The sequence below is a fragment of the Phenylobacterium sp. genome, from assembly GCF_044236515.1.
In the GTDB taxonomy this organism is placed as follows: Bacteria; Pseudomonadota; Alphaproteobacteria; order Caulobacterales; family Caulobacteraceae; genus Phenylobacterium.
In genome coordinates, this window is the sequence record NZ_JBIIGK010000198.1 from 1 (window position 1) to 4,488 (window position 4,488).

General features: G+C 73.9%; 5 protein-coding genes and 2 pseudogenes. 6 read left to right on the forward strand and 1 reads right to left on the reverse strand.

Annotated features, from left to right (window positions below; translation table 11 throughout):
* The 6 genes and pseudogenes from ACILRF_RS14725 to glp all read left to right on the forward strand — a co-directional run.
* Positions 1-341, forward strand: a pseudogene (locus ACILRF_RS14725) (GTP 3',8-cyclase MoaA); the annotation flags it as partial.
* A 2-nt stretch (positions 342-343) separates the two neighbouring features.
* Positions 344-583, forward strand: a complete 240-nt coding sequence (locus tag ACILRF_RS14730) for a MoaD/ThiS family protein (RefSeq protein ID WP_395674193.1) — start codon at positions 344-346, stop codon at positions 581-583.
* Complete coding sequence (locus tag ACILRF_RS14735; protein ID WP_395674195.1) at positions 580-1,020, forward strand: molybdenum cofactor biosynthesis protein MoaE; 441 nt, start codon at positions 580-582, stop codon at positions 1,018-1,020. Before ACILRF_RS14730 ends, ACILRF_RS14735 begins: the two co-directional genes overlap by 4 nt.
* Positions 1,021-1,083: 63 nt before the next feature.
* Positions 1,084-1,626, forward strand: a complete 543-nt coding sequence (moaB, locus tag ACILRF_RS14740) for a molybdenum cofactor biosynthesis protein B (protein ID WP_395674197.1) — start codon at positions 1,084-1,086, stop codon at positions 1,624-1,626.
* Complete coding sequence (moaC, locus tag ACILRF_RS14745; protein WP_395674199.1) at positions 1,623-2,090, forward strand: cyclic pyranopterin monophosphate synthase MoaC; 468 nt, start codon at positions 1,623-1,625, stop codon at positions 2,088-2,090. The genes moaB and moaC overlap by 4 nt, the downstream gene beginning before the upstream one ends.
* A pseudogene (gene glp, locus ACILRF_RS14750) lies at positions 2,087-3,205 on the forward strand (gephyrin-like molybdotransferase Glp); the annotation flags it as partial. The gene moaC and the pseudogene glp, both read left to right, overlap by 4 nt.
* Here the strand turns inward: glp and ACILRF_RS14755 are convergent.
* Positions 3,157-4,209 (reverse strand): XdhC family protein, encoded by a 1,053-nt coding sequence (locus tag ACILRF_RS14755; protein WP_395674201.1) that lies wholly within the window; start codon positions 4,207-4,209, stop codon positions 3,157-3,159. The pseudogene glp and the gene ACILRF_RS14755 overlap by 49 nt on opposite strands.
* Positions 4,210-4,488: the final 279 nt, after the last annotated feature.

The following is a 4,488-nucleotide window of genomic DNA, read 5'->3' on the forward strand; positions in this document are numbered from 1 at the left end:
TCTGGGCGCTGCGCGACATCCCGCTGCAGACCGGCGGCCCGGCCCGCTACGTCGAGGTCGCCGAGACCGGCGGCCGGCTCGGCTTCATCACCCCGCTGAGCCACAATTTCTGCGAGGCCTGCAACCGCGTGCGGCTGACCTGCACCGGCACTCTTCACACCTGCCTTGGCCAGGAGGACGCCAGCGACCTGCGCGCCGTCCTGCGCGCCGGCGCCTCGGACGCCGACCTCGTCGACGCCATCCGTATGGCGGTGGACGCCAAGCCCAAGGGCCACGACTTCCAGATCGCCCGCGCCGCCGCCCCGGCCGTCGCGCGGCACATGTCGACGACAGGAGGCTGACGATGGCCAAGGTGCTGCTGTTCGGCCCCTTGCGCGACCTCGCCGGCTGGCGCGAGCGCGAGGTCGAGGCCGCCTCGATCGCGGCCCTCAAGGCGCAGCTCGCCGGAGAGGACGACCGCCTCGGCGCGGCGCTTTCCGGCCCCGGCGTCCAGGTCGCCCTCGACCAGGCCATCGTGCTCGGCGACCGGCCGCTGGCGGCGGGGGCGGAGGTCGCCTTCCTGCCGCCGATGAGCGGCGGATGATCACCCTCGCGGCCGCGCCGTTCGATCCCGGCGCCCTGCTCAGCGAGTTCACGGCGGGGCGCACGGAAACCGGCGCCGTGGCGACCTTCACCGGCCTCGCCCGCGCCGAGGCCGGCGCGACCAACGTGCTGGAGCTCGAGGCCTACCCCGGCTTCACCGAGGCGGCGATCGCCCGGATCGCCGACGACGCCCGCACTCGCTTCGACCTCCAGGACCTGCGGATCCTTCACCGGGTCGGCGAGATCGCCCCCGGCGAGCCGATCGTCTTCGTCGCCACCGCCGCCCGCCACCGCCGCGCGGCGTTCGAGGCCTGCGACTTCCTGATGGACTATCTGAAGTCCCGCGCCCCCTTCTGGAAGAAGGAGCATGGTCCGGACGGCGCCCGCTGGATCGAACCCCGCGCCGAGGACCACGCCGACATCGCCCGCTGGGAGTGACGAGGAGTAGCGATCCGCCGTCGCGGCGGTCTAGAAAGACGCCGACCTTCACGGAGCCCTTGCATGTCCCTCTCCATTGGCGGCCGCATCGACGAGAGCCTGCCGGTCAAGGCGGTGCGCGTCGCGGTCCTCACCATCTCCGACACCCGCGACGAGGAGAGCGACACCTCCGGCCACCTGCTCGCCGAGCGGGTGACCGCGGCCGGGCATGAGCTGGCCGGCAAGGCGATCGTCCCCGACGACGTCGACGCCATCCGCGCCCAGGTGCTGGCCTGGGTCTCCGAGGGGGTCGAGGCCGTCGTCACCACCGGCGGCACCGGCATCACCGGCCGCGACGTCACGCCCGAGGCCCTGGAGCCGCTGTTCGACAAGAAGATCGACGGCTTCTCCGTCGTCTTCCACCTGGTCAGCTACCAGTCCGTGGGCCTGTCGACCCTGCAGTCGCGGGCCACGGCCGGCATCATCAAGGGCTGCTTCGTCTTCTGCCTGCCGGGTTCGAACGGGGCGGTCCGCGACGGCTGGGACAAGGTCATCGCCGCCCAGCTCGACAGCCGTCACAAGCCCTGCAACATGGTCGAGCTAATGCCGAGGCTTCTGGAGCGGTGAGCAAGCTCACCCATCTCGACGAGACCGGCCGCGCCCGCATGGTCGACGTCTCCGACAAGCCGGCCACCACCCGCGAGGCGCTGGCCGGGGGCTTTCTGCGCATGTCGCCGGACACCCTGGCCCTCGCGCTATCCGGAGAGGGCAAGAAGGGCGACGTCCGCGCCGTCGCCGAGATCGCCGGGGTCATGGCCGCCAAGCGCACGGCCGACCTGATCCCGATGTGCCACCCCCTCGCCCTGTCCAAGGTCGAGGTCCGCGTCGAGGCGGCCGAAGGCGGCCTGTCGGTGACCGCCCGGGTCAAGACCACCGGCCCGACCGGCGTCGAGATGGAGGCGCTGACCGCCGCCTCCGTCGCCCTGCTGACCCTCTACGACATGCTCAAGGCCGCCGAGAAGGGCATGGTCATCGAGACGGTCCGCCTGCTCGAGAAGACCGGCGGCAAGTCGGGGGACTGGCGGGCTTGAGGCTGCTCTCCGTCGACGACGCCCGCGCCCGGATGCTCGCCGAGATCGCGCCGCTCGGCGTCGAAGCCGTCGCGCTCGCCGACGCCGCCGGCCGCGTGCTGGCCGAGGACGTCGCCGCGCGCCGCGACCAGCCGCCGTTCCGCGCCTCGGCGATGGACGGCTGGGCCGTGCGCACGGCGGACGGCGCCGCCGCCCTGCGGATCGTCGGCGAGAGCGCCGCCGGCCACGGCTATGCCGGCGCTCTCGGGGCGGGCGAGGCGGTGCGCATCTTCACCGGGGCCGCCGTCCCCGAGGGTTGCGACGCGGTGGTGATCCAGGAGGACGCTCAGCGCGACGGGCAAACCGTCCGCGTCCCGGACGCCGCCCCCGGGGCCAACATCCGCCCCGCCGGCGGGGACTTCCGCGCCGGCGAGCGATTGCTCGCCGCCGGCCAGCGCCTCGATCCCTGGCGGATCTCCCTGGCCGCGGCCGCGGGTCGGGCGGAGGTGCGCGTGCATCGCCGGCCGCGCATCGCCCTGCTGGCCACCGGCGAGGAGTTCGTCGAAGCGCCCGGCGCGCCCGGGCCGTTCCAGATCTACAACTCCGGCGGCCCGGCGCTGTCGGCGCTGATGGCCGGCTGGGGGGCCGAGGTCACGCGCCCCCGCCCCGTGCGGGACGAGTTGGACGCCGTTGTCGAGGCGCTGCGGGCCGCCGACGCCGACCTCATCGTCACGGTCGGCGGGGCCTCGGTGGGCGACCACGACCTGGTCCGCGCCGCCGGCCAGGCCCTCGGCCTTTCGATGCGGGTCGAGAGTGTCGCGGTCCGCCCCGGCAAACCGACCTTCTTCGGGGTGCTCGCCGACGGCCGGCGGATGCTGGGGCTGCCCGGCAACCCGGCCTCCGCCTTCGTCTGCGCCGAGCTGTTTCTGCGCCCGATCATCGCCGCCTGTCAGGGTGCGCCGGCCGACCTGCCGATCATCGCCGCCCGGCTCGCGGGCGCCCTGCCGGCCAATGGCGGCCGCGAACACTGGATGCGGGCCCGGCTGGCCTATGCGGGCGGCGCGGTGACCGCCCGTCCCTACGGCGATCAGGACTCGTCGCTGGTCAGCGTCTTCGCGGTCTCCGACGCCCTGCTGCGGCGGCCGGTCGGCGCCTCGGCCGCCGCCGACGGCGAGCTTGTCGAGGTGCTGCCGCTCGCCCGGGCGTAGCGCACCGCCATGATCTCGCCGATCACCGACACCGCCACTTCGAACGGCGCCTTGCCGCCGATGTCGAGGCCGATCGGCGCGTGCAGCCTGGCGATGTCACGGTCCGACACCCCGGCGGCACGCAGCCGCGCCAGCCGCTCCGGGATCCGCGCCCGCGCGCCCAGCAAGCCAACGTAACCCGCCGCCGACGGCAGGGCGGCGCGCAGCGCCGCCTGGTCGATCTCCAGGTCGTGCGTCGCCACCGCCACCGCCGTCCAGGCATCGAGGTTCAGCGCCCCCAGCGCCGCCTCCGGCTCGTCGCGTCGATAGGCGACGCCGGCGATCGGCGGCGGGCTCTGCGGGCCCTTTGGCCGGATCAGCGTCGTCTCGAAGCCCGACCGTACGCCCAGCTCGGCGATGGCCAGCGCCGTCGGATCCGACCCCACGACCGCCAGCCGCGGCGCCGGCTCATAGCGACGGACGACCGTCGCGCCGGGCCAGGGCGCCCCGTCCGCGGCGCAGACCCGCCGTCGGCCGTCGCTCACCCAGACCACCGGCTCGCGCGCCTGCGTCGCCGCCAGCAGGGTCGCCAGGGCCGGATCGTCGGCGGTGATCCGCTCCAGCACGATCTCGATGCCGGCCCCGCACAGCAGCCGGATGTCCGGCCACGGACTGCCCTGGCCGTAAATCAGCGTCCGCGGCTCGCCGTCGGCCAGGCAGGCGAAGGCGTGATCGGCGACATCGCTTTCCACGCAGCCGCCGGAGAAGTAGCCGGCCGTCAGCGCGACGCCGAACACCATCTGCGTGCCGACCGGCCGGGGCCCGCCGCCCTCCAGCCGCACCAGGGTGGCCAGAACGCAGGCCTCGCCACGCTCCCGCGCCTCGGCCAGCGCCGGCCGCACGTCGTCGGCCAGGCCGAACGTCGGCCATTCGGGCAGGGGGGCTCGGGTCACCAACGCTTAACCTTCACGCTTAACCACCGGGCAAGGTTGTGTAGACGGCTTCTTAGGCATCTGCGGTCCAATGTGACGGCTCATAGGGACCTTACCAAGCCTTACGCCTCAATGACCTCACCGATCGCGAAACTGGGCCTCGGGTCCGGCCAGTTCGGCCTTGACCAGGCGGCCTTCCGCGGGCGTCCGCGCGACGCCGAAGCGCGGGACATCCTGTCGATCGCCGCGCGGTCCGGCGTCGGCGTGCTCGAGGTCAGCCGCTGCCCGGCGGCGCAGGAA